Origin of the sequence: Aeromicrobium sp. (genome assembly GCF_032084975.1) — a bacterium.
GTDB lineage: Bacteria > Actinomycetota > Actinomycetes > Propionibacteriales > Nocardioidaceae > Aeromicrobium.
The window spans coordinates 1-23,210 of sequence record NZ_DAMDLR010000043.1; the positions used below are offsets into that span (position 1 = coordinate 1).

A 23,210-nucleotide genomic window follows, 5' to 3' on the forward strand; every position below is an offset into this window, starting at 1 on the left:
CCGGCCGGCTCGTGGCCGTCTGGGGTCCGACGGGTGCGCCCGGCCGCAGCAGCCTGGCCGTCTCGGTCGCGGCCGCCGCTGCCGCGAACGGGCATCGCACGGTGCTCGTCGACGCCGACGCGTACGGCGGCTCGATCAGTCAGCTGCTCGGTGTGCTCGACGAGGTCAGCGGCGTGATGGCGGCGTGCCGGGACGTCAACCGCGGCCGTCCCGACGGCATCGCCGGTCACCTCCTGTCCCTCGGGCCCACGTGGCACCTGCTGACCGGTGTGCCGCGCGCCGACATGTGGCACCACCTGCGTCCCGATGCGCTCGAGACGGTCCTGCGCACGCTGCGGCACGACCACGACCTCGTGGTGGTCGACTGTGGGTTCGGTGTCGACGCCGGAGCCGGCAGCGGGCCCTCGCGCGACCAGGTCACCCGTCGGCTGCTCGACGTCGCGGACGAGGTGCTCGCGATCGGCCGGGTCGACCCCGTGGGACTTGCGCGCTTCGTGCGGGCCGTGGCCGACGCGGGGCCGTGGCGCCGTCCCCCACGGCTCGTGATGAACGGGTTCCGGACCTCGCTGGGCTGGTCCGAGCGCGAGGTGTCGGCGACGGTCCGTGACCTGACGGGGCACACGCCATGGGCGTTCCTGCCGCACGACGCGGTCGGTCACGACCTCGCCCTGATGGCGGGACGCCCGCTGCGCGACGTCGCGCCCACGTCGGGCTACGTGTCCCGGGTCGAGCGGCTCACGACGGACCTGGTGGCGGTCCGTTGACGAAGGCGAGCTCAGCCCAGCAGGTAGCGCCCCGTCGAGACGGTGTCGTAGATCGCGATGATCTCCGAGACGAGCCGAGCGGCGCCGAGCAGGAACACGACCACGAGGACGGCTCGGGCGACCCACGGTCCGGCCTGGCGGATCGACGATCCGGGTGGCCTCGAGGACACGACGCGTCCCAGGCTCCACGCCCCCACGACCAGCGGCGTGGCGACGAACAGGGGGAAGGCCCACGGCGCCAGCCCGATCCACGTCGCGGGCGTGCGCATCCACCACGATTCGTCGCGAACGGCGCGATCGACCGCCGGCCCCACGGCCAGGCAGAAGGCGAACGGTGCCGCCAGGGTGAGGCCGATCGCAGCCCATGTCGGCTCGAGCAGGGTGAAGTCGGGACCGTCCTCGTGCACGAGGACGGCGCCCACCGTCACGGTCCCGCCGAGCATCACGGACAGGCGACGGAACCACCCCGGGCCGATCGCGAGCGTCCGTACGGTGAGGTAGGTCCCGGCGCCCAGGACGCCCAGCGCGGTCCCGACGAGGAGCAGGTTGGCGGTCCCCGCCGCGGTGAGCTCGCCCATCGGGAAGCCGTCGCTCGTGGTGACGCCGTGGTCCTCGGCGTTGAGACTCGCCAGCAGGCCCATGAACAGCCGACCGCCGACCCCGCCCACCACCAGCCCCAGGAGTGCCCCGACGCACGACGCCACGGCCAGCCGGTGGGCAGCAGCGACGGCGGCATCGCGCCAGCTGCTCTCCCGGTCCGTGACGGTGGTGCCAGCGGTCATGGTGGGGCCTCCGTTTCGTTCGGGGAAGAATGGCACGGCGCACTGCCACGCGTCGAGGTTCGACGCGCGTGGACGGAGAGTCGCCGATGACTCCGGCTGATACGTTTCTGGGCTACGGTCGGAACCGGACCGAAGCCACGACAGCAAGGCAAGGCATGCAACGACTGAGCCCGCTCGACGCGATGTTCCTGCACCAGGACCATCCCGAGACGCCGCGACAAGTCGCCTCGCTCGCGATCCTCGAGCCGGGAGACCGGCCCCTCGACTACGACCGGCTGATCCAGGTCATCAACGAGCGCATCGACCTCGTCCCGCGGTACCGCCAGGTGCCGCGTCGCATCCCGGGCGGCATCGGCATGCCGGTGTGGGTCGACGACCATCACTTCGACCTGTCGCTGCACGTCCGCCGGTCGGCGCTTCCCCGCCCTGGCGGGCGCGACGCCCTGCACGACCTCGTGGGCCGGCTCATCGCGCGCCGGCTCGACCACGACCGTCCGCTGTGGGAGCTCTACCTGATCGAGGGGCTCGAGGGTGGCGCCTTGGCGCTGCTGTTCAAGTCGCACCAGGCGCTCGTCGACGGATCGCACACCGTCGACCTGGCGCAGGTGCTCCTCGAGGAGACGCAGCGCGACCGCACCATCCCGCACGAGGAGTGGCGCCCGCACGCGAACCCCGGGCCGGTCGAGCTGGTCACCGGCTCGGTGCGCGCGCAGCTGGCGCGACCGGGCGAGCTGCTGTGGAACGCCGAGTACCAGTGGGGGCGGGTCGTGTCCCACCTGCCCGTGCTGGGACCGGACGCGTCCTCCCACGGACCGCTCACGGCCACGCTCTCGCGGCACCGACGCTTCACGACGTTGAACGCACCGCTCGCCGACTTCCGCCGTGTGCGCGACGAGCACGGCGGCACGATCAACGACGTCATCCTGGCCGCGATCGCGGGCGGCCTGCGCGGCTGGATGCTGACCCGCGCCGAGCCGGTGACGGCCAAGACCAGCCTGCGAGCGCTCGTGCCCATGTCGGTGGCCCGCGACGGGTCCGAGGCCGGCGGCCTGCCCACGTCGCTCGGACCGCTGGTGCGCGGACTGATGCTCTCGCTGCCGGTGGGAGAGGCCAACGCCGTCGTGCGCCTGCACCAGGTGTCCTACGCCCTGCAGGGACACCGCGAGATGGGCTCCGCGGTCGCGGCCAACAAGCTGGCCGAGCTGCCGGGCTTCGCCACCTCGACGTTCCACGCCGTCGGCGCGCGCGTCGCGGCCGACGAGGCGAACCGGCCCTACCACCTGGTGATCACCAACGTGCCCGGCCCGCAGGACCCGGTGTACATGGCGGGCCAGCAGCTCCGCGAGATCTTCCCCGCCATCCCGTTGACGGGGCACCGTACGATCTCGATCGGCGTCACCTCGTACGACGGCCACGTCTTCTTCGGGATCGTGGCCGATCGCGAGGCGGTGCCCGACGCGGACGTGCTCGGACAGTGCGTGCTCGAGGCGCTGGAAGAGCTCACCGAGACCATCGGGTCCCAGCGCACGCGGGCCCCACGCGGAAGGAAGCGGCCATGATCCGGGTCTACGCGCCGGCCACCATCGAGCACCTGCGCGAGCTCGCGGACGATCGTCCCGTCGAGCTGGAGGCGCTCATCGCCGTCTCCGACGACGAGGAGGACGAGTACGACGCGCTGCTGGTCGCGGCCGAGCAGGGCGCCCTCGTCATCACCGCCGAGGTCGAGACCGCCGACGCCGCGATCCGTCCGCAGGACGTCCGGGCGTTCCACCTCGACGCCGACGGCAGCGGCGATCTGGCCTGGTACGCGCCGCAGGAGCTCGACCAGGTGATCGCGCTCCTGGCTGTGTGAGTCAGTCCTGCCGAGGACCCGCCGCCCCGTCCACGGCGTCCGACCGCAGGACGCAGGCCCACCTGCGCAGGGCCCATGACGCACGAAGGACCGCCCGTGGGGCGGTCCTTCGTGGTGGTGAGCTCAGAGCCGGGTCGTGCCGAACTCGACCTCTTCGCGCAGCGAGGCCGAGATAGCCTTGGCCACCTCGGGTTCGATGCGCTTGCCGATGAGCGGCAGCGAGACCTTCACATCGCCATCCAGCGTCATCACCGTGGTGGCGCCGGACGCCGCGATCGTCGACGTGCCGCGCATGCGCGCGGGCTGGCCGTGGATGTCGACCTCGACGTCGGCCGTGCGCGAGCCGGCTGCATCGGCCGGGCCCCACTTCTCGACCTGCGTCACCGTGACCGTGTCGCCCGTGAGCTTCTTGATGAAGTCGGGCATGTCCGACTCCATCGTGCGCTCGATCGTGATGACGGTGGTGGTGCCCTCGGTGGTCACCGAGACGCTGTGCTCTCGCGCCCCCTGGTGCACGCAGGACTCCTCGCGGAAGGTCGGGTCGCTCACGAGCGCGAAGACCTGGTCGGGGCTGGCGGGGTACTCGTACCGCTCGCTGAGCTTCACGCGTTCTCCTCGGTCGTGGTGGTGGACCCCAGGCCCTTGAGCTCGGCCAGGCGCGCCTCGATCTCGAGCTGGCCGGCGTCGGCCTCCAGCTCGGCGAACTGCGAGTCCAGGCTCGAGGTGTTGAGCTCCTGCTGGCCCAGGACGTTCGCCTCGACGCGGCGGACCCGGTCCTCGTAGCGGCTCAGCTCGCTCGTCGGGTCGAGGATGTCGATCGACTTGATCGCGTCGTTGACCTGCGCCTGCGCCTCGGCGGTGCGGTGGCGCGCCACGAGCTCGTCGCGCTTGGCCTGCAGCTCGGTGAGCTTGCCCTTCATGCCGATGAGGCCGGTCTTGAGCTTCTCGACGACCTCGCTCTGCTGGGCGATCATCGGTGCCGCGGCCTTGGCCTCGTTCTCGGCCGAGATCTGCTTGCCCAACGCGACCTTCGCGAGCTGGTCGAAGCGGTCGGCCTCGGCGGGCTGGCCGCCGGTACGCAGCTGGTCGGCCTTGCTGGAGGCGGCGAGGGCCTTGGCGCCCCACTCCTTCGCCGCGGCGACGTCCTCGGCGTGGTCGGCCTCCGCCAGGCGCAGGCCACCGATCGTCTGCGCCACGGCCTGCTCGGCCTCGGCGATCGAGTTCGTGTAGTCGCGGACCATCTGGTCGAGCATCTTCTGCGGGTCCTCGGCCTTGTCGATCAGCGCGTTGACGTTCGCCTTGGTCAGCTGGGCGATGCGTCCGAGGATGGACTGCTTCTGTGCCATGTTCTTTCCTCTGCAGAGTCGGAGGCCGGAGGGCCCTCACCCGATCGATCATGGTCCACCTCACAAAGCGGTCGCAACTCGCCTCGCGCCCGCTGGAACTACAGTCGTGTCATTAACACAACCAAACCTTAAAGGTCGGGTTTAAGTTCACTTCGGCGTGTCGCTGCCCTACGATGTCGGTCATGCGTCGTTTGGGACTTGTGGGACTGGTGTGCCTCATTGCCATGGCCGGTCTCGCTGCCGTCGGCGCTCCGGCGCAGGCATTCACCGTGATCTGCACCGCCAAGACCAAGGCGCAGGTGGCCGCGTGCGACACCTCCGGCTACGCCGCCGTGATGCACAAGATGCACTGGCGGATGTACGGCGGGCACAACTGCACGAACTACGCGGCGTACCGGATGCAGCAGGCGGGCGTGCCAGAGCCGCGCATCCTGCTGGGCAACGCCCGCGACTGGCACACGAACGCGAAGAAGCTGGGCTACACCGTCAACCAGCGGCCGGCCGTCGGCGCGATCGGGCAGTGGTCGAAGAGGTCCAGCCACGTCGCGTACGTCGAGGAGGTCGGCAACGGCTACCTGATCCTCTCGGAGGACAGCTACACCTCGAAGGTCTACCGCCGGTACAAGGTGCTGACGGGCGCCTCCTGGTACCCCGAGCGGTTCATCCACTTCGTGACGCCGGGGACCACGGCTCCCACGCCCGCTCCGGCGCCCGCCCCGGCCCCCAAGCCCGCCAAGGCGGCGGCCTCGGTCTCGGTGTCCTCCGCGGCCAAGGTGAGCACGCGCGTCGCGCCGAAGGTCACCGTCCGCGTCGCGGCCTCGGGCGGCGTCGTCCCGCAGGGTCGCCTGAGAGTTCGACGCGGCGGCGTCACGGTGGCGACGACCCAGCTCACGGTCGCCTCGAAGGGCAGGGCGACGGTGACGATCCCGCGGATGAAGCGCGGGAAGCAGTGGATCTCGGCGGTGTTCGACGGCAGCAGCACCGTCAAGCCGGGCACGAGCCGCACGATCAAGGTCACCGTCACGAAGCCGCCGAAGGTGGTCTCCTCGACCACGACGGTGTCCGTGCCGGCGACCGTCGCCCACGGCACGCGCCCCACCGTGCCGGTCGTGGTGAGATCGCAGGACGGCCGTGCGATGACGAACGCGGTCTCGGTCTACGTCGACGGCAAGCTCGTCGCCGCACCGAAGCTGACCATCCGGAAGAAGGGCCGCGTCAGCGTCCGCCTGCCCGCCCTCGCCCCGGGTGCCCACACGGTCCGGGCCACGTACTGGGGCAGCAAGGGTGTGCGCCGCTCGTACTCGAAGACCACCCGGTTCGCGGTCGTCGAGCCCACGGCGGTGACGTCGAGCGTCAGTACCGCGACCGTCCGCTCGGGGCAGTCCGCCACGGTCACCGCGACGGTCGGCACGGCCCGGCGGGTCGCGCCGACGTCGGGCAAGGTCGCGGTGCTCGCCGACGGCGTCGAGGTCGCCGCGGCGTCCCTGACCGCCGCGAGTCGCGGTACCGTCACGATCGCGCTGCCCACGCTCGCTCCCGGTGTCCGGCGCCTCGCGGTCCGGTACGCAGGATCGAGCTTCCAGACCGCATCGGTGGGCCCCACGCACGTCCTCACGGTCCAGGAGCCGTCCACGACGCGCATCGCGGGGCCCTCGGCGATCACCTCCAAGAACGCCGCGAAGGCGAAGCTGGTGATCTCGGTCGGCTCCGCGCACCAGGCCGCCGCCGCGTCGGGCATGGTCACGGTGACCTACGGCTCCAAGGTGCTCCACACCGGACCGATGAAGGGCGCCAAGCTGACGGTCCCGCTCCAGCAGGTGCCGGACGGCACGCACCGGTTCACGGCGACGTTCGACGGCAACGACCTGCTCGAGCCCTCGCGCAGCGCGGTCCACACGATCGAGGTCACGAAGCGGAAGTAGGCGGTCGGCGGCACTGTGCGAGCCACGTAGGCTGGTGCCATGCCTGTCGACTCCGTGTACCCCCGTCTCGAGCCGCTGCTCGCGGGTGTCTCCAAGCCGATCCAGTACATCGGCGGTGAGCTGAACTCCACCGTCAAGGACTGGGACGAGGCCGACGTCCGCTGGGCCCTGATGTACCCGGACGCGTACGAGGTCGGCCTGCCGAACCAGGGCGTCCAGATCCTCTACGAGGTCCTCAACGAGCGTGACGGCATCCTGGCCGAGCGCACGTACGCGGTCATGCCCGACATGGAGGCCGTGCTGCGCGAGCACGGCATCTCGCAGTTCACCGTGGACGCGCACCGCCCGGTGGGCGCCTTCGACCTGTTCGGCATCAGCTTCTCGACCGAGCTGGGCTACACGAACCTGCTCACCGCCCTCGACCTGGCCGCGATCCCGCTGCACGCGGTCGACCGCGACGACTCGCACCCGATCGTCGTCTCGGGCGGTCACAGCGCGTTCAACCCCGAGCCGATCGCCGACTTCGTCGACGCCGCCGTCATGGGCGACGGCGAGGAGGTCGTGCTGGCGATCAGCGAGGTCGTGCGCGAGTGGAAGGCCGAGGGCCGCCCCGGCGGCCGCGACGAGGTGCTGGCGCGCCTCGCGGCATCCGGCGGCGTGTACGTGCCGAAGTTCTACGACGTGACGTACCGGCCGGACGGCCAGATCGCCGCGATCACGCCCAACCGTCCCGGCGTCCCGCAGCGCATCGCCAAGCACACCCTGATGGACCTCGACAGCTGGCCGTACCCGAAGAAGCCGCTCGTGCCGCTGGCCGAGACGGTGCACGAGCGGTTCAGCGTCGAGATCTTCCGCGGCTGCACGCGCGGCTGTCGCTTCTGCCAGGCCGGCATGATCACGCGCCCCGTCCGCGAGCGCTCGATCCGGACGATCGGCCAGATGGTCGACAACGGCCTGAAGCAGTCCGGCTTCGAGGAGGTCGGCCTGCTGAGCCTGTCCAGCGCCGACCACTCCGAGATCGGCGAGGTCGCCAAGCAGCTGGGCGACCGGTACGAGGGCACCAACACGTCCCTCTCGCTGCCGTCGACGCGCGTGGACGCCTTCAACATCACCCTCGCCAACGAGTTCAGCCGCAACGGTCGTCGTTCGGGCCTGACGTTCGCGCCCGAGGGCGGCAGCGACCGGATGCGCAAGGTCATCAACAAGATGGTCAGCGAGGACGACCTGATCCGCACCGTCTCCGCCGCGTTCTCGCACGGCTGGCGCCAGGTGAAGCTCTACTTCATGTGCGGCCTGCCGACCGAGACCGACGAGGACGTCCTGCAGATCGGCGAGCTGGCCAAGCGCGTCATCGACACGGGTCGCGAGGTCTCGGGTCGCCGGGACATCCGCTGCACCGTCTCGATCGGCGGCTTCGTGCCGAAGCCGCACACGCCGTTCCAGTGGGCGTCGCAGCTCGACCACGAGACGACCGACGAGCGCCTGCGCAAGCTGCGCGCCTCGGTCCAGTCCGACAAGCGCTACGGCAAGGCCATCGGCTTCCGCTACCACGACGGCAAGCCCGGCATCGTGGAAGGACTGCTGTCGCGTGGTGACCGCCGCGTCGGCGGCATCATCGAGGCCGTGTGGCGCGACGGCGGACGGTTCGACGGCTGGAGCGAGCACTTCAGCTACGACCGTTGGGCGCAGAAGTCGGCCGAGGTGCTGGTGCCGCTGGGCGTCGACCTCGACTGGTTCACGACGCGCGAGCGCGACCACGACGAGGTGCTCCCGTGGGACCACCTCGACTCGGGCCTGGACCGCGAGTGGCTGTGGGAGGACTGGCAGGACGCCATCGATCCCGACGGCGCCCTCGAGGTCGAGGACTGCCGCTGGACGCCGTGCTTCGATTGCGGTGTGTGCCCGGAGCTCGACCTCCAGATCGAGATCGGTCCGACCGGGCAGAAGCTCCTGCCGCTGTCGGTGGTGTGACATGGGTGCCCAGTCGCCGCGTCAGTCGGTCGTCCTCGCCCTGGTCACCGCGGCCGTCTCGACGGTCCCGATCTGGCGCGCACCGCGCCCGGTGCGCACCGTCCTGCTCGCCGGGACCGGGGCGCTGGCGGGCGGTGGCGCCTTCACCGCGCTGAGCCGTCCCCACGTCTTCGGCCTGCAGCAGGAGCCGGCACCGGCACCCGTGGCTGCGTCCGTCGGTGCCGCTGCGGGGATCGCGTCCGCCGGTGCGATGGCCCTGGCCCTGGTCCTCGACCGCGAGGCCGAACGGTTCCTGGTGCGTCACGGGGTACGACGTCCCCGACTAGTCCTGGCAGCGGCCGGCGGCGTGCTGTCCTACGCGATGGACGTCCTGGATCGCCGATTCGACACGCCGGACTGACTCAGCCGCGCCGGTTTCACAAAAGGGGGCAGGGCGCGGGTCAGCGCAGGGTGTCCTCGAGCATCCGGGGGCGGCTGATGACCGAGCCGGCGACGGCGATGACGACGGACGACCCGATGAGCGCCAGCAGGGGAGCGGTCCACGAGCCCGTCGCGTCGTGCAGCGCGCCGACGCCGAAGGGCCCGAGGGCGGCGATGAGGTAGCCCAGTCCCTGCGTGAGCAGCGAGAGCGCCGTCGTCGCCGCGGGCGTGCGGGTGCGCTTGCCGATCATCGCCAGGACCCATGTGAAGGCGCTTCCTCCCACGCCGAGCAGGACCGACCACAGCAGGGGAGCGCTCGACGGGGCGATGAGCACGCCGAGCCAGCCCGAGGCGGTGGCGAGGCCGAAGAAGACCGGCAGGGTCGGCCGGTCTCCCGTGCGCGCCATGAGCCACGGCAGCGCGAGCGTCACGGGGATGCCGACCCCCGTGAGCACGCCGAGCAGGATTGCGGCCTCGTTCTCGCCGATCCCGCTGTCCGTGAGGATCTCGGGGTACCAGCCGAACTGGGTGTACGCGTTGGCGGACTGGGCGCCGAAGCACAGCACCATCGCCCAGGCCAGCGGCGAGCGGATGACCTTCCCCATGGGGAGTCGATCACCCGATCCGGGGCCGGTGTGCACGTCGTGCCCGAGCAGGGTCAGCCACGGCAGCATCGTGACGACGGCCAGCACGGCCCACGCCGCCAGGCCCGGACGCCAGCCGTCGAGCATCTCCGCCAAGGGCACCGTGGTGACCGACGCGAGCGTGGCGCCGGCCATGATCGCCGCGCCGTAGAGGGCGCTGATCAGCGGGATGCGATCGGGGAAGTGCACCTTCGCGAGGGGCGGCAGGATCACATTGCCGACGGCAGCCCCCGCGAGCGCCAGGGCCGTGGTCCCGAGGAACAGCGGTGTGGTGTCGACCAGGGTGCGCGCCACGAGTCCGGTCGCCAGCACGGCCAACAGGGCCACGGTCGAGCGATGCACGCCCAACCGGCGCACGAGACCACCGGAGCTGAAGCCGATCACCGCGAAGCACAGCACGGGCAGGGTCGTGAGCACGCCGGCCGTCGTCGGGCTCATCGCGAGGTCGGCACGGATCTCGGGCAGGACCACGCCGACGCTGGCGACGAGGACCCGCAGGTTCAGGGCGAGCAGGACGATCGCGGCGCCGACGAGCCAGCGGCCACGCGTGGTGGGGGAGTCGGCGGGCACGCGCTCCATCTACGCACACCCGTCACTGACGTCTCGCGCCGGGGTTGACGGGTCGGTCAGCGCGGCGCCGCGAAGTTCTGCGCCCAGTAGATGCCGTACCGGGACGCCGAGTTGGTGGCCAGGCCGACACCGAGCTCGGTGTAGCTGCCGCTCATGATGTTCGAGCAGTGGCCGGGGCTGTCGAGCCAGGCGCGCATGACCCCCTCGGCGGTCCGCTGGCCCGCGGCGATGTTCTCGCCGACGGCACTCCACGCGTAGCCCTGGCGCGTGACGCGGTCGCCCACGTTCGAGCCGTCGCGTCCGGTGTGGTCGAAGTAGTCGTTCGCCGCCATGTCCCGCGCGTGGCCCTGCGCCGCTGCGTTCAGGCGCGTGTCGAGCGTCAGCGGACCTCGCGCTTGGTGAGTCGTGCCGCCGCACTGGCGACTCGTCGCGCGGGCCTGGTTGACCAGGGCGAGGATGCGTCGAGCCGTCGCCGACGACGTGGCGGAGCGGACGAGGACCTTCCTCGCGCGCGTGATCCGCACCTTGCTCGTGCGCGACGCGTTGACCTTGATCCGGAGGCGGTGGGTGACGCCCGCGCGGGCGCCGACCTTCATGCGCAGCGTGGCGTTGCCGTACCTCGAGGTGCGCGCGTGCGCCGCGCGCACCCAGCGGCCGCCGGAGTACCGCTGCAGGATCACCATGCGCCGCTTCGAGGGCTTGCCCCGGCTCATCACCTTCACCGACGCCTTCACCGTGGCGCCGGGCGCGACGGTCTGGGTCGTGGTGCTCCACTTGCGCACCTGTGTCGGCGCCTTCCGGGCGGCCTCGGCCGGGGCGGTGCCCACCGCGAGGGCCATGGCGGTGACGGCCAGGACGAGGACGCGCAGCGGGCGCCCGGCGGTGCTGGATCGATTCGGCATGTCGGTCCCTCCCGTCTCAACTGTCACGCAGATCGCCGCGTCACGCCAGTGTCCCGAGCCCACGTAGGCTGGTGAGGTGACGAACGACGGCAGCAAGACGCTCGAGGGAACCCCCAATCCCGAGGCGCCCAACCCGCAGTTGCCCATCGTGCAGAAGCTGCGGATCCGCTACGCCAAGCGGGGACGCATGCGATTCACGAGCCACCGCGACTTCGCCCGCGCCTTCGAACGTGCGATCCGCCGGGCCGCGCTGCCGATCGGCCACTCGTCCGGCTACTCGCCGCACCCCAAGATCTCCTACGCCAACGCCTCGCCCACCGGCGCCGCGAGCGAGGCCGAGTTCCTCGAGATCGGCCTGACCCGTCCGATGGAGCCCGGCGACGTGCAGGCCGCCCTCGACGAGGCGCTGCCCCAGGGGCTCGACGTCGTCGACGTCGTGGTCTCGCCCGGGGGAGCGCTGGCCGACCGCCTGCAGGCCAGCCGCTGGCTCATCGAGCTTCCCGAGGTCTCGGTCGAGGCCGCGCGCGCCGCCGTGGGCATCTTCCTCGAGCGCGACGAGGTGCTGGTGGAGCGCATGATGAAACGCGGCCTGCGCACCTTCGACTGCCGTGCCGCGGTCGTCTCCTTGGGCGTCAGTGACCGGGTGGGAGCCGACGAGTGTGCGATACTGGACGTGGTCGTACGCCATGACACCCCGTCGGTACGACCGGACGACGTGATCTCCGGACTGCGCACCCTGTGCGGCCTGCCGATCGAGAAGGCGCCTCTGGCGACCCGCTCGGACCAAGGGCCGCTGGATGAGCGGACCGGAACGGTCGGCGATCCGCTCGCCCCCGACCGCGACGCACCCTGACGGGTGCTGACCGCGGCGGGTCGAAGGTTAGCCACGTGACAGGCCTAGCGCCGTCCTGCAGACAGACTTGAGGTCCTGCGGGACCGTTGACCAGCCCGGTGATGGCTGCGCCGCTGCCGGGCGAAGGAGAGCACATGCTCGATCCGAACGACACCCCTGACACGCCCGAGACCGCGGAGGCCGACGACGCGACGGCGCCGGCGGAGAAGCCCGAGATCGTCACGACGACGCGCACGCGCCGTCGTGCGGTGGGCCGTCCGGCCGGGCCGCCGGCGGCGGTGTTCGCGCCGCCCAGCGAGAAGCGCGAGCCGGAACCTGAGCCTGAGCCTGAGCCCGACGAGGCCGAGGCCGACGCTGAGGTCGAGGAACCTCGCGACGACATCGAGCCCGAGGTCAAGAAGAAGCCCGCGCGCAAGGCCGCCACGGCCCCGGCCTTCTCCCCGCCGCCCGTCGGCGCGATGTTCCAGGCGCCTCCCGCCGAGCTGGCCCCGGCGCGGCCGAAGAAGGTCGACCCCGACGAGGACGACGTCGACCAGGACGATCGCGACGACGACGGGTCCGGCGACGACGACTCCGGTGAGGGCGGCCGTCGCCGCCGTCGCCGAGGCGGCCGGCGTCGCCGCAAGAGCGACCAGGACAACGGCGACGACGAGAACGACGATCAGTCGACCGACGACCAGGCCAAGGACGCCGAGTCCGGTGACGACGAGCAGTCCTCGTCCGGCTCCACCCGCCGACGCCGTCGCCGCGCCCGCGCCGGTGAAGGCGCCGAGACGACGGCCGACGATCCCGAGAACACCGTCGTCAAGGTCCGCGAGGGCCGTACGGCCGAGGACGAGATCACCGGCGTCAGCGGCTCGACCCGCCTCGAGGCCAAGAAGCAGCGCCGTCGCGAAGGCCGCGAGGCCGGACGCCGTCGCGCCCCGATCGTCAGCGAGGCCGAGTTCCTCGCCCGCCGTGAGGCCGTCGAGCGCGAGATGGTCGTGCGCCAGCAGGGCGACCACACCCAGATCGCCGTGCTCGAGGACAACGTCCTCGTCGAGCACTACGTCGCGCGCGAGTCGCAGACCTCGCTGATCGGCAACGTCTACCTGGGCAAGGTCCAGAACGTGCTGCCCAGCATGGAGGCCGCCTTCGTCGACATCGGCGCGGGACGCAACGCCGTCATCTACGCCGGCGAGGTCGACTGGTCGAACATCCAGAACGGCAAGCAGCGCAAGATCGAGGATGCCCTGCAGCCCGGCCAGACCGTGCTCGTGCAGGTCTCCAAGGACCCGATCGGCCAGAAGGGCGCCCGGCTGACAAGCCAGATCAGCCTGCCCGGCCGGTTCCTGGTCTACGTGCCCGGCGGCGGCAGCAACGGCATCAGCCGCAAGCTGCCCGAGAACGAGCGCGCGCGCCTCAAGGGCCTGCTGAAGGAGGCGCTGCCCGAGAGCGCCGGCGTCATCGTGCGCACGGCCGCCGAGGGCGCCACCGAGGACCAGCTGCAGCGCGACATCGCCGCGCTGACGGCGCGCTGGGAGGACATCGAGCGCAAGGTGGCCGCCGGCAAGGCGCCCCAGCTGCTGTACTCCGAGCCCGACCTGATGATCAAGGTCATCCGCGACCTGTTCAACGAGGACTTCACCAAGATGACGGTGCAGGGTGACGAGGTCTGGGACATGGTCTCGGCCTACATCTCGCACGTCGCGCCCGACCTCGAGGACCGCGTCCACCGCTGGGAAGGCGAGAACGACATCTTCGCCGAGCGCCGCCTGGACGAGCAGATCCGCAAGGCCCTCGACCGCAAGGTGCACCTGCCCTCGGGCGGCTCCCTCGTGATCGACCGCACCGAGGCGATGGTCGTGGTCGACGTCAACACGGGCCGCTTCACCGGCTCCGGCGGCAACCTCGAGGAGACCGTCACCAAGAACAACCTCGAGGCGGCCGAGGAGATCGTGCGCCAGCTGCGGCTGCGCGACCTCGGCGGCATCATCGTGATCGACTTCATCGACATGGTGCTCGAGAGCAACCGCGACCTCGTGCTGCGACGTCTCGTCGAGTGCCTCGGTCGCGATCGCACGCGTCACCAGGTGGCCGAGGTCACGTCGCTGGGACTGGTGCAGATGACGCGCAAGCGCATCGGCACGGGCCTGCTGGAGTCGTTCAGCCACGACTGCGCCGAGTGCGGCGGCCGGGGTGTCGTCATCGAGGACGCGCCGGTCGAGCCCAAGAAGGACGAGGGACCGCGCCGAGGTCGCCGCGGCGGCCGCAACAACAAGGGCGGCAACGGCAGCGGCACCGGCAACGGTGGCGGCAACAACGGCAACGGCAACGGTGGCGGCAGCCGCCAGCAGCGCCAGGGCCGGGGCGACGACGCGAAGGGCGACGAGGCAGCCGCCGAGACGCCGGCCGCCGAATCCCCGGCCGAGCAGGCCACCGAGGCGCAGCCCGCGTCCTCGCAGCCTGAAACGACTCTCGGGGCGGCTCCCGCGACCGATCAGGTCGAGGCTCCGCAGTCGAGTGAGGCACCCGTTTTGACCGACGATGGTGCGCCCGAGTAACATGGACAGTCGGTGCGCACTGCGCGCCGCTATGACTTTTTTCAGTTCGAAGTGAGGAATCCCGTGGTGTACGCAATCGTGCGCAGTGGCGGCGGCCAGGCCAAGGTCGCGGTTGGCGACGTCATCTCGATCGACCAGTTGCAGGCTGCCGAGGGCGACACCGTCCAGCTCCCGGCCGTCATGCTCGTCGACGGCGACCAGATCACGTCGGGCTCCGACGCGACGAAGGTCAAGGTCGACGCCGAGGTCGTGGGTGGCTTCAAGGGCCCCAAGATCATCATCCAGAAGTACAAGAACAAGACCGGTTACAAGAAGCGCCAGGGTCACCGTCAGAAGTACACCCAGGTCAAGATCACCGGAATCACGAAGTAAGGGACTGACGACATGGCACACAAGAAGGGCGCAGCCTCCACCAAGAACGGTCGCGACTCCAACGCCCAACGCCTCGGCGTCAAGCGTTTCGGCGGCCAGCTCGTCAACGCGGGCGAGATCATCGTCCGCCAGCGCGGCACCCACTTCCACCCCGGCTCGAACGTCGGCCGTGGTGGCGACGACACGCTCTTCGCCCTCGCGGCCGGTGCGGTCGAGTTCGGCAGCAAGCGTGGCCGTCGCGTCGTGAACATCGTTCCGGAGCAGTGACACGCAGATCTTCCTGAGAAGGGCGGTCCGCTGAGGCGGACTGCCCTTTTCTCATTCCCCCCACCCGTAGGCCATCAGGAGACACCATGGCGATCCCCTCGTTCGTTGACCAGGTGACCCTGCACGTCTCGGGCGGCAACGGCGGCCACGGCGTGGCGTCGGTGCACCGCGAGAAGTTCAAGCCGCTCGGCGGACCCGACGGCGGCAACGGCGGGCACGGCGGCGACGTCATCCTCGTCGTCGCGCCCGACGTCACGACGCTCATCGACTACCACCACGAGCCCCACCGCAAGGCCACCAACGGTGCGCCCGGAGCCGGCTCCAACCGCAGCGGCGCCCACGGCGACGACCTCGTGCTGCGCGTGCCCGACGGCACGGTCGTGCGTGACCAGGACGGCGAGGTGCTGGCCGACCTCGTGGGCGTCGGCACCGAGCTGATCATCGCGGCCGGCGGCCGCGGCGGCCTGGGCAACGCGGCGCTGGCCTCCAGCAAGCGCAAGGCTCCCGGCTTCGCCCTCAAGGGTGAGCCCGGCGAGGAGCGCACGGTCACGCTCGAGCTCAAGGTGGTCGCGGACATCGGCCTGATCGGCTTCCCGTCCGCGGGCAAGTCCAGCCTGATCGCCTCGCTGTCGCGCGCTCGTCCCAAGATCGCCGATTACCCGTTCACGACCCTCGTGCCGAACCTCGGCGTCGTCACGGCCGGCGAGACGACGTTCACCGTCGCCGACGTGCCGGGCCTGATCGAGGGCGCCAGCGAGGGTCGCGGCCTCGGTCACGACTTCCTGCGCCACGTCGAGCGCTGCGCCGCGCTCGTGCACGTCGTCGACTGCGCCACGGTCGAGCCGGGCCGTGACCCGCTCACCGACCTCGACATCATCGAGAACGAGCTCGCTCGCTACGGCGAGAACGCCGGCGTCGACCTGAGCGACCGGCCCCGCCTGGTCGCCCTCAACAAGACCGACGTGCCCGACGCCGCCCAGATCGCCGAGTTCGTGATCGGCGAGCTCCAGGAGCGCGGCCTGCGCGTGTTCGAGGTCTCGGCCGCCAGCCACGCCGGCCTGCGCGAGCTCTCGTTCGCGATGGCCGAGATCGTCGCCGCGCGTCGTGCCGCCGAGCCCAAGCGCGAGGCCACCCGCATCGTGCTGCGCCCGCCGGCCCCGTCCGGTGTCGGCCGCGACTTCGAGGTCCGCCAGATCGACGGCCGCTGGCACGTCACCGGCGAGAAGGTCGCCCGCTGGGTGCGACAGACCGACTTCAGCAACGACGAGGCCGTCGGCTTCCTGGCCGACCGCTTCAACCGGCTCGGAGTCGAGGACGAGCTGCTCAAGCTGGGTGCCGAAGCTGGCGACGACGTCGTGATCGGAGCCGAGAACGACGCCGTGGTCTTCGACTTCGATCCCACCATCACCGCCGGCGCCGAGGTGCTCGGCCGCCGTGGCGAGGACCTGCGCCTCGACCAGAGCGATCGGCGCACCAACAAGGAGCGTCGCTCCCTGCTCGCCGCCCGGCGTGCATGGGAGATCGAGGCCGCCGCCGCGCGCGCCGAGGGCCGCGTGCCCGAGCCGTTCGAGTGGAACCTCGACGAGGAGTACCCCGGCGACGACGACGAGTGGTCGGACGAGGTGCCCGAGGACGATCGATGAGGGTCGTCGTCAAGGTCGGCTCCTCGTCGCTCACCACGGCGGACGGCCACCTCGACCCCGACCTCATCGGCACGGTCGTCGACGCCCTCGTGGCCGTGCGGGCCCGTGGTGACGAGGTCGTTCTCGTCAGCTCCGGTGCGATCGCCGCGGGCCTCGGGCCGCTCGGACTGGCGCGCCGCCCGCGGGACCTGCCCACCCAGCAGGCCGCCGCCGCCGTGGGCCAGCGCGCGCTGATCGCGCACTACTCCGAGGCGTTCGCGGCGGCCGGACTGGTCGTGGGGCAGGTGCTGCTCACCGTCGACGACGTGAGCCGCCGCAGTCACTACCGCAACGCCCACCAGACCTTCGCCAGGCTGCTCGAGCTGGGCGCCGTGCCGATCGTCAACGAGAACGACACCGTCGCCACCTCCGAGATCCGCTTCGGCGACAACGACCGCCTCGCCGCCCTCGTGGCGCACCTGGTCCACGCCGACCAGCTGATCCTGCTGTCCGACGTCGACGGCCTCTACACGGGCCACCCCGACCTGCCCGACTCGCGACCCATCGCGACGGTCGAGTCCGAGGCGGATCTCGCCGGGATCGACGTCGCGCGCGTCGGCTCGGCCGTCGGCACCGGAGGCATGGTCACCAAGATCGAGGCCGCGCGCATCGCGACGGCCGCCGGCATCCCCGTGCGGCTCACCTCCGCCGCGCGCGCACTGGACGCGGTCGAGGGACGGTCCGCCGGCACGCTCTTCCTGCCCACCGGCAAGCGCCGGGGCACGCGCCTGCTGTGGCTCGCGCACGCCAGTGACACGCAGGGCCGCCTCGTCCTCGACGACGGTGCGAGGCGCGCGGTCGTCGAGCGCGGCGCATCGTTGCTGGCGGCGGGCATCGTCGCCGTCGAGGGCGACTTCTCGGCCGGTGACCCGGTCGACGTCGTCGGCCCCGACCGCACCGTGCTCGCGCGGGGGCTGGTCAACTTCGACAGTGCCGAGCTGCCCGAGATGCTGGGCCGCTCGACCGTCGACCTGAGCGCCCGGTTCGGACCCGAGCGCCAGCGCGAGGTCATCCACCGCGACGACCTCATCCTGCTGTCCTGAATCACCGGTGCTGGCGGGCGACTCACCTTCAGTGACACCGTGGAGTCACTGGAGGTGGACCGATGTCCGCACCGCACGCAGGCAGGGTCGTGATGGAGCTGCGCGTGCACGGTGTGCGCGGCACGCCGACCGCCTCGATGCTGGGTGTCGATCCCGCCGAGGTCGAGCAGGTCGCCGGGGACCGGCTCACCGGCTTCTACCGGATCAAGGGCGCGGCCGACCCGCCGATGCGGACCCTGCCTCCCGGCATGGCGCTCGAGGCGTACTCGTGGGGGGAGCTGACCTCGGGGGTCCGTGGCCTGTGGGGGTGGGTCACCCGGGTGCTCTGGCTCGCCCTGCTGCCGTTCGCGCTGGTCAACCTCGCGTTCTGGGCCCGCACGGAGGTCGGCCAGAACACGGGACAGGCGCGGTGGGGACTGCGCGCCGTGCGGGTGAGCGGGCTGATCCTGACCGTGATCGCCGTGCTGACCGTCTGCTTCATCTCGATCGACCTGGTCGCGTGGCAGTGCTACCGCGCGAACGCCGTCGCGTGCCCGGTGCTGCCGGACTGGATGGACGGGTTGGCCATGCTCGAGGCCGGACAGCGGATCGCGCTGATGTCCCTCGTGCCGATGCTGGTCGTCGCCGGCCTGGTCGCGCTGACGCGCCAGAGCCTGGCCCGGTACGAGGCCACGGCCGACCATCCGGCCCAGGCCTCCCGTGACGAGACCCACGACGACTGCGCCGACTGCGTCCTCCAGCACCCGAAGATGTGGCAGGGCGAGCAGCGCACCCGCCACCTGCTGTACCTGCACGTGGCGGCGGCCCTCGCGACGATCGTGCTCTTCACGGGGGTGCACCTGCTCGCGCGGGAGGCGAGCGGCCGGCTCTGGGTGACGACGCTCGCGGCGACCGCGGTGGCGTTGGCCGTGGCGGCTCGCGCCCTGACGATCGACGAGGAGGACCTGGAGTACCGGGACACGTGGCAGCTCTGGGTGCTCGGGACGCGGCACGAGCTCCGCCGAGAACGGTGGCACTGGCTCACCACGCCGGGCGAGGTGCTGCGTCGCGCGGACCTGCGCTGGCTGGCGGCGTTCGCCCTGGGGGTCGCGGTCGCGCACCTGGTGCTGCTGTGGGGCGCCGCGTTGCCGAGACCCGCGACGGCGACGGAGGTCGCTTCCGACGAGATGTCCTGGTACGGCGAGGACGTGTGGTTCATCGGCCTGTTCGTCGCGCTGACGATCGTCCACGTGATCGTGTTCATCGGTGGGCGCACGCGGCTGTCGGTCACGCTGCTGGCCGTCGTCGCCCTGCTCCTGCTGGTCTGGCGCGGGTGGGACGTCCCGACCTGGCAGCTGACGGCGTACGCGGTCCTGGCGTGGGTGCTGCTGGTCGCGTTCCACCACGCGAGATCGCGGAGGAGGGAGTTCCGCGTGTTCGCCTGGGGCGGAGCGGCCGCCTCGGTGCTCCTCGGAGCGGCCACGATGGTCGCGCTGCTGTTCACCTCGTCCGCCGCCGTGGGTGCGGCCAACTACCTCAACGGCGGCTCGCAGTCGGTGTCCGACCTGATCACCGACCGCAACGAGAGGTCGCCGCTGTCCGCCCAGTGGGAGGACGAGCCGCTGACCCTGGCGGGCGACGTCGTCCTCGAGGGCGCACGGATCGTCCGGGACGGCGAGAGGGTCGTCATCACGAGCGGCACGGTCCGCACCGACGCCCTGTCGCGGCGCAGCAGGGCGGCGGGTGAGCGCGCGTCCTTCTACTCGATGGCCTCCACGATGGTCCGTGACGCGACCATCGCCCTGCCCGGCGGCACGCGGACCGTCCGGCTCGCGTCGTCCTGCTACAGCAACGAGCCCGCTGACCGGGACGAGGCCTGCACAGGCGAGTCGAACGGCTTCCGCACCGCGGGCGCCCTCGAGGTCACGGGGACGTGCGCCGTCGGGCGTGCCGACGTCCCGTGCCTCGAGGTCGACGCGGCCCAGGGGCGCGTCGCGCTGCAGGTGACCGAACCGCCGCAGACTCCGCTGGTCGTGCCGCAGATCCTGATCTGGACCCCGCTGATGCAGCTCGTGCTCCTCGTGGCGGGTGCCGTCGTGGCGGGCCTGCTGGTGTGGCGGTTCCACCGGTACGCGGCGCCGAGGATCCGTCGGCGGGTGGACGAGGACGTCCCCGTCGTGCCCGAGCAGGACCGGGCCGCGGTGAAGGACGCGCGCGTCACCGCTGCGCTGGCCCACCGCGCCGAGCGGGTGCTCGACGGCGTGGGCGCCGTCACGACGCTGCTGGCCGTGGTGACCCTCGCGCTGTCATCGGGCGGTCGCCCGCCGTGGGCCCTGGCCGAGTGGTCGCGGCCGATCGCGGCGATCTCGCTGTACGTGGCGCTCGGCCTCAGCCTCGCGATGATGATGGTCGGCGCCCGCGTCCGGCGCTCGCCGACCGCGCGGCGGAACGTGGGCGTGCTGTGGGACATCACGACCTTCTGGCCGCGGTCCGCCCACCCCTTCGCCCCGCCGTGCTACGCCGAGCGGGTCGTCCCCGAGATCACGGCGCGCGTCCGATGGGCACTGGGGTCCGATCCCGACCGGGTGGTGGTCCTGTCGGGGCACAGCCAGGGCTCGTTGATCGCGGTCGCGGTCGCGAGCCGGTTGAACGGCACGGCGCGCCAGCTGCGGCTGCTCACGTACGGGAGCCAGATCCGGGCGCTGTACGGACGGGTGTTCCCGGCCGCGGCAGGCCCGAGCGCGCTGGGATATGTCCCCACGACCGGGCCGACGCGGCTGCACGAGGCGTGGCCGGACGTCCCGAAGCCCGGTCGCGGCGCCCGTCACCCGAGCGTCAAGGAGGGTCTGCGGTACCGGCTCGCGTCGCCCTACGACTGGGTCAACCTGTTCCGCCGTTCCGACCCGCTGGGCTATCGCGTCTTCTCGGACCACGACCACCCGCTGCTCGACCGAGCGACGCTGGAGGTGCGACCGGACGGGTCGGGCGATCCCGGGTCCCTCGTCATGACGCACGGCGGCTACCAGCACACGCCGGAGTACCGCGAGCTGGTCGCACGGTGGACGGGGGAGACGGTGCACCTGCCGCCCGTGGGGCCGGCGCGGGCCACGGCGCTGCCGCCCACCTAGTGCACCATTTTTCGAAAACAGTGCACGTGGGGTCGCTCTCGTGCCAGCATGGTGGCGTGGATCACACCGCCGACCAGATCGTGCGCGCCGCTCGGCGCGCCCTGGTCGCGGGCGAGCCCGTGGACGTCGGGCGGATCGCCGCGGAGGTCGGCGTCGATCGCAGCACCGTCTTCCGCCGGGTCGGGCGGCGCGACGTCGTAGTCGCCGAGGCGCTGTGGCAGACGACCGAGGCGATCACGTGGCCGGCCTGCCTGGCAGCCCACCCCGCGGGTGGTGAGCATCGTGCCGCCAAGGTCCTGCGCGACTACGTGCAGCTGTTGATCGACGAGCCCTGGTTCCGGCAGTTCCTGCACCGCGACCCGGCGCGCGCCCTGCGGATCCTCACGACGGCGGACTCGCCGATCCAGGGCCGGATGCAGGCACTGGTCGGCGACCTGCTCGAGCACGAGCCGCCCGGCCCGGTGGACCTCGCCCCCGCGGCGCTCGCCCTGGCGCTGGTGCGCGTGGCCGAGTCGTTCATCTACGCCGACCTCATCGCCGGCGCCACCCCGGACGCCGACGCGGCGTACCAGATCTTCGTCGCCCTGCTCGGGTGACCGGATGAAGGAGAGAGCATGACCACACACGGACACGCGGACCCCCGCTTCGACCGGCTCCGCGAGCTTCTCGACGCGAACGTGGAGTCGGGGGAGGAGCTCGGCGCGGCGATCAGCGTGGATTCAGGCGGCGAGACCCTCGTCGACCTCTGGGGTGGCTACGCGGACGTCGCACGCACGCGTCCGTGGGAGCGCGACACGATCGTCAACGTCTGGTCGACCACCAAGGAGATCACCGCGCTGGCGATGCTGACGTTGGTGGAGCGCGGACTCGTCGACGTGGACGCGCCTGTCGCCGCCTATTGGCCCAAGTTCGCCAAGAACGGCAAGGAGCAGGTCCTGGTCCGCCACGTCATGGCGCACACGTCGGGCGTCTCCGGCTGGGAGCAGCCCTTCACGGTGCCGGACATGTACGACTGGGACCTGTCGACGTCGCGGCTCGCGGAGCAGGCGCCGTGGTGGGAGCCGGGCACCGCCTCGGGCTACCACGCGATGAACCAGGGGCACCTGCTCGGCGAGATCGTTCGCCGGGTCACGGGCCGCAGCCTGAAGCAGTACGTCGCCGAGGAGATCGCGGGTCCGCTCGGCGTCGACCTGCGCATCGGGGCGGGGCCGCAGGACGACGACCGCATCGCCGAGATCGTGCCGCCCCCGCCGCTGCCGATCGACTTCTCGCAGATCGACCTGGAGTCGCCGATGGCCAGGACGTTCATGGGGCCGATCGCGGACGCCGCCGCCGCGAACACGGTCGAATGGCGCCGCGCCGACATGGGCGCACTGAACGGCCACACCAACGCACGGGCGCTCGCTCGCACCTTCTCGGTGATCTCGCGTGGGGGAGAGGTCGACGATGTCCGGCTGCTGTCGAAGGAGACGATCGACCTGATCTTCCGGGAGCAGTCGCGCAACGTGGACCTCGTGCTCGGGGTGCCGCTGCGCTTCGGGATCGGGTTCGCCCTGCCCGAGCCGGCGACGCTGCCGTACATCCCCGACGAGCGCATCTGCTTCTGGGGCGGCTGGGGCGGATCCCTGACCGTCATGTTCCCGGACCGGGAACTCACGGTGTCCTACGTCATGAACAAGATGGCGCCGGGGATCATCGGCTCGGACCGCTCGGCGGCCTACTTCACCGAGGTGCTCGCCGCGCTCGCGTGAGCCAGCGGTCGCCCGCCACCACGACGACCAGTCCGACGGCGACACCCAGCACGGTGTCGACCAGGCGATCGGCCAACAGCGTCGAGACGGGGGTGGGCGACCCCAGCTGGACCATCAGCAGGGCCAGGGGCGTGATCAGCACGAGCGCGATCGCGTGGTTGCGTCCCGCCAGGAGCTCGGCACCGACCTGCAGGGCGATCACCAGCACGATCGTCGGCAGGGTGCCGAGGTCCAGCGCCAGCAGAGCCGCAGCCACGAGCACGCCCGCGATCGTGCCCACGGCCCGGTGGAGTCCGCGGACCATGCGGTGGCGGGTGCTCGGACCCGCGGTCGCCGCCGCCGCGCCGACCGAGGCCCAGTAGGGGTGGCCGAGCCCGAACGCCGTCGCCGCCGCCGCGGCGAGCCCGACCGCGGCCGTG

Annotated in this window: 21 protein-coding genes; 15 read left to right on the forward strand and 6 right to left on the reverse strand. The window is 71.5% G+C overall.

Annotated elements, in window-relative coordinates; translation table 11 throughout:
* The coding region (locus RT323_RS11030; protein WP_396172279.1) for a CpaE family protein at positions 1-764 on the forward strand (764 nt) is incomplete at its 5' end.
* An 11-nt stretch (positions 765-775) separates the two neighbouring features.
* On the opposite strand, the gene RT323_RS11035 is transcribed toward RT323_RS11030, so the two are convergent.
* Positions 776-1,546: a hypothetical protein gene (locus RT323_RS11035; RefSeq protein WP_313408247.1), complete on the reverse strand. Its 771-nt coding sequence runs from the start codon at positions 1,544-1,546 to the stop codon at positions 776-778.
* Positions 1,547-1,701: 155 nt separating this feature from the next.
* Here RT323_RS11035 and RT323_RS11040 point away from each other — a divergent pair, with 155 nt between their 5' ends.
* A complete protein-coding gene (locus RT323_RS11040; RefSeq protein ID WP_313408249.1) occupies positions 1,702-3,105 on the forward strand; it encodes a wax ester/triacylglycerol synthase family O-acyltransferase in 1,404 nt (467 codons plus the stop codon).
* On the forward strand, positions 3,102-3,398 hold the full coding sequence (locus RT323_RS11045) for a hypothetical protein (protein ID WP_313408251.1): 297 nt from the start codon (positions 3,102-3,104) through the stop codon (positions 3,396-3,398). The genes RT323_RS11040 and RT323_RS11045 overlap by 4 nt, the downstream gene beginning before the upstream one ends.
* Before the next feature lie 123 nt (positions 3,399-3,521).
* On the opposite strand, the gene RT323_RS11050 is transcribed toward RT323_RS11045, so the two are convergent.
* Together RT323_RS11050 and RT323_RS11055 are read right to left on the reverse strand one after the other, a co-directional pair.
* Positions 3,522-4,004 carry a DUF2505 domain-containing protein gene (locus RT323_RS11050; protein ID WP_313408253.1) on the reverse strand — a complete coding sequence of 161 codons (483 nt, stop codon included), beginning with the start codon at positions 4,002-4,004 and terminating at the stop codon, positions 3,522-3,524.
* Positions 4,001-4,744, reverse strand: a complete 744-nt coding sequence (locus RT323_RS11055; RefSeq protein WP_313408254.1) for a PspA/IM30 family protein — start codon at positions 4,742-4,744, stop codon at positions 4,001-4,003. The genes RT323_RS11050 and RT323_RS11055 overlap by 4 nt, the downstream gene beginning before the upstream one ends.
* Positions 4,745-4,926: 182 nt before the next feature.
* Between RT323_RS11055 and RT323_RS11060 the strand changes: the two genes are divergently transcribed.
* Genes RT323_RS11060 through RT323_RS11070 form a run of 3 tightly spaced genes read left to right on the forward strand, consistent with a single transcriptional unit; the run spans position 4,927 to position 9,037 of the window.
* A complete protein-coding gene (locus tag RT323_RS11060) occupies positions 4,927-6,666 on the forward strand; it encodes an Ig-like domain repeat protein (protein ID WP_313408255.1) in 1,740 nt (579 codons plus the stop codon).
* A 39-nt stretch (positions 6,667-6,705) separates the two neighbouring features.
* Entirely contained in the window at positions 6,706-8,637 is a 1,932-nt protein-coding gene (locus tag RT323_RS11065) for a TIGR03960 family B12-binding radical SAM protein (RefSeq protein WP_313408256.1), read from the forward strand.
* A gap of 1 nt (position 8,638) precedes the next feature.
* Positions 8,639-9,037, forward strand: a complete 399-nt coding sequence (locus RT323_RS11070) for a hypothetical protein (RefSeq protein ID WP_313408258.1) — start codon at positions 8,639-8,641, stop codon at positions 9,035-9,037.
* Between the two features lie 40 nt (positions 9,038-9,077).
* Here RT323_RS11070 and RT323_RS11075 read toward each other — a convergent pair whose 3' ends face one another.
* Both RT323_RS11075 and RT323_RS11080 read right to left on the reverse strand, forming a co-directional pair.
* The gene (locus tag RT323_RS11075; protein WP_313408260.1) at positions 9,078-10,280 is read right to left on the reverse strand and encodes an MFS transporter; all 1,203 of its coding nucleotides are present in this window, start codon (positions 10,278-10,280) and stop codon (positions 9,078-9,080) included.
* A 47-nt stretch (positions 10,281-10,327) separates the two neighbouring features.
* A complete protein-coding gene (locus RT323_RS11080) occupies positions 10,328-11,173 on the reverse strand; it encodes a CAP domain-containing protein (RefSeq protein WP_313408261.1) in 846 nt (281 codons plus the stop codon).
* A gap of 76 nt (positions 11,174-11,249) precedes the next feature.
* Here RT323_RS11080 and RT323_RS11085 point away from each other — a divergent pair, with 76 nt between their 5' ends.
* The 9 genes from RT323_RS11085 (at position 11,250) to RT323_RS11125 (ending at position 22,791) form a co-directional block, all read left to right on the forward strand.
* Positions 11,250-12,026, forward strand: a complete 777-nt coding sequence (locus tag RT323_RS11085; protein ID WP_313408264.1) for a TIGR03936 family radical SAM-associated protein — start codon at positions 11,250-11,252, stop codon at positions 12,024-12,026.
* A 134-nt stretch (positions 12,027-12,160) separates the two neighbouring features.
* Entirely contained in the window at positions 12,161-14,569 is a 2,409-nt protein-coding gene (locus RT323_RS11090) for an Rne/Rng family ribonuclease (protein ID WP_313408265.1), read from the forward strand.
* Between the two features lie 66 nt (positions 14,570-14,635).
* Positions 14,636-14,941 carry a 50S ribosomal protein L21 gene (gene rplU / locus RT323_RS11095; protein WP_313408268.1) on the forward strand — a complete coding sequence of 102 codons (306 nt, stop codon included), beginning with the start codon at positions 14,636-14,638 and terminating at the stop codon, positions 14,939-14,941.
* Positions 14,942-14,953: 12 nt separating this feature from the next.
* The gene (gene rpmA / locus RT323_RS11100; RefSeq protein ID WP_313408271.1) at positions 14,954-15,208 is read left to right on the forward strand and encodes a 50S ribosomal protein L27; all 255 of its coding nucleotides are present in this window, start codon (positions 14,954-14,956) and stop codon (positions 15,206-15,208) included.
* Positions 15,209-15,294: 86 nt separating this feature from the next.
* Positions 15,295-16,851 carry a GTPase ObgE gene (gene obgE / locus RT323_RS11105; RefSeq protein WP_313408274.1) on the forward strand — a complete coding sequence of 519 codons (1,557 nt, stop codon included), beginning with the start codon at positions 15,295-15,297 and terminating at the stop codon, positions 16,849-16,851.
* Complete coding sequence (proB, locus tag RT323_RS11110) at positions 16,848-17,933, forward strand: glutamate 5-kinase (RefSeq protein ID WP_313408276.1); 1,086 nt, start codon at positions 16,848-16,850, stop codon at positions 17,931-17,933. The genes obgE and proB overlap by 4 nt, the downstream gene beginning before the upstream one ends.
* 62 nt (positions 17,934-17,995) lie before the next feature.
* On the forward strand, positions 17,996-21,040 hold the full coding sequence (locus tag RT323_RS11115; RefSeq protein ID WP_313408278.1) for a hypothetical protein: 3,045 nt from the start codon (positions 17,996-17,998) through the stop codon (positions 21,038-21,040).
* A 56-nt stretch (positions 21,041-21,096) separates the two neighbouring features.
* Positions 21,097-21,636 carry a QsdR family transcriptional regulator gene (locus RT323_RS11120; protein WP_313408280.1) on the forward strand — a complete coding sequence of 180 codons (540 nt, stop codon included), beginning with the start codon at positions 21,097-21,099 and terminating at the stop codon, positions 21,634-21,636.
* A gap of 18 nt (positions 21,637-21,654) precedes the next feature.
* On the forward strand, positions 21,655-22,791 hold the full coding sequence (locus tag RT323_RS11125) for a serine hydrolase domain-containing protein (RefSeq protein WP_313408282.1): 1,137 nt from the start codon (positions 21,655-21,657) through the stop codon (positions 22,789-22,791).
* Here RT323_RS11125 and RT323_RS11130 read toward each other — a convergent pair.
* The coding region (locus RT323_RS11130) for an FUSC family protein (RefSeq protein ID WP_313408283.1) at positions 22,763-23,210 on the reverse strand (448 nt) is incomplete at its 5' end. The two genes, RT323_RS11125 and RT323_RS11130, sit on opposite strands and share 29 nt — an antisense overlap.

Coding starts and splice junctions, on each gene's coding strand:
- RT323_RS11035 (WP_313408247.1), bottom strand. CDS start 1,546: ATGACCGCTGGCACCACCGTCACGGACCGGGAGAGCAGCTGGCGCGAT.
- RT323_RS11040 (WP_313408249.1), top strand. CDS start 1,702: ATGCAACGACTGAGCCCGCTCGACGCGATGTTCCTGCACCAGGACCAT.
- RT323_RS11045 (WP_313408251.1), top strand. CDS start 3,102: ATGATCCGGGTCTACGCGCCGGCCACCATCGAGCACCTGCGCGAGCTC.
- RT323_RS11055 (WP_313408254.1), bottom strand. CDS start 4,744: ATGGCACAGAAGCAGTCCATCCTCGGACGCATCGCCCAGCTGACCAAG.
- RT323_RS11060 (WP_313408255.1), top strand. CDS start 4,927: ATGCGTCGTTTGGGACTTGTGGGACTGGTGTGCCTCATTGCCATGGCC.
- RT323_RS11065 (WP_313408256.1), top strand. CDS start 6,706: ATGCCTGTCGACTCCGTGTACCCCCGTCTCGAGCCGCTGCTCGCGGGT.
- RT323_RS11070 (WP_313408258.1), top strand. CDS start 8,639: ATGGGTGCCCAGTCGCCGCGTCAGTCGGTCGTCCTCGCCCTGGTCACC.
- RT323_RS11075 (WP_313408260.1), bottom strand. CDS start 10,280: ATGGAGCGCGTGCCCGCCGACTCCCCCACCACGCGTGGCCGCTGGCTC.
- RT323_RS11080 (WP_313408261.1), bottom strand. CDS start 11,173: ATGCCGAATCGATCCAGCACCGCCGGGCGCCCGCTGCGCGTCCTCGTC.
- RT323_RS11090 (WP_313408265.1), top strand. CDS start 12,161: ATGCTCGATCCGAACGACACCCCTGACACGCCCGAGACCGCGGAGGCC.
- rpmA (WP_313408271.1), top strand. CDS start 14,954: ATGGCACACAAGAAGGGCGCAGCCTCCACCAAGAACGGTCGCGACTCC.
- obgE (WP_313408274.1), top strand. CDS start 15,295: ATGGCGATCCCCTCGTTCGTTGACCAGGTGACCCTGCACGTCTCGGGC.
- proB (WP_313408276.1), top strand. CDS start 16,848: ATGAGGGTCGTCGTCAAGGTCGGCTCCTCGTCGCTCACCACGGCGGAC.
- RT323_RS11115 (WP_313408278.1), top strand. CDS start 17,996: ATGTCCGCACCGCACGCAGGCAGGGTCGTGATGGAGCTGCGCGTGCAC.
- RT323_RS11125 (WP_313408282.1), top strand. CDS start 21,655: ATGACCACACACGGACACGCGGACCCCCGCTTCGACCGGCTCCGCGAG.